Origin of the sequence: Halomonas sp. MES3-P3E (assembly GCF_002836035.1) — a bacterium.
GTDB classification, from domain to species: Bacteria; Pseudomonadota; Gammaproteobacteria; order Pseudomonadales; family Halomonadaceae; genus Vreelandella; species Vreelandella arctica.
Genome location: NZ_PJBT01000174.1, coordinates 1 through 293, shown reverse-complemented (window position 1 = coordinate 293; position 293 = coordinate 1). Strand labels below are relative to the sequence as shown.

At 59.4% G+C, this 293-nt stretch carries 1 protein-coding gene; it reads right to left on the bottom strand.

Annotation, left to right across the window (positions count from 1 at the left end; all coding sequences use genetic code 11):
* On the bottom strand, positions 1-293 hold a 293-nt coding region (locus tag CXF87_RS12535; protein ID WP_157826553.1), incomplete at both ends, for a multicopper oxidase domain-containing protein.

Here is a 293-nt window from a genome sequence, read left to right as displayed (position 1 = left end):
GTAGCGGATGGGTTCGCGCTCGGCGGCGTCAATTATCAACGGCCCGGCGTGGCCGAGCTGTTCCTGCAAGCCGGAGTGGCTGTGGTACCAGTAGGTACCGTTCTGGCGGACAGGAAAACGGTAGGTGAAGGTTTCACCAGGTGCTATGCCTGCAAAACTGACCCCAGGCACACCGTCCATCTCCGGTGGCAAGATGAGGCCATGCCAATGGATCGACGTGGACTCATCCAGCAGGTTGGTAACACGCAGTACGGCGTCTTGACCTTCTTTCAGACGAATCAGTGGGCCAGGGC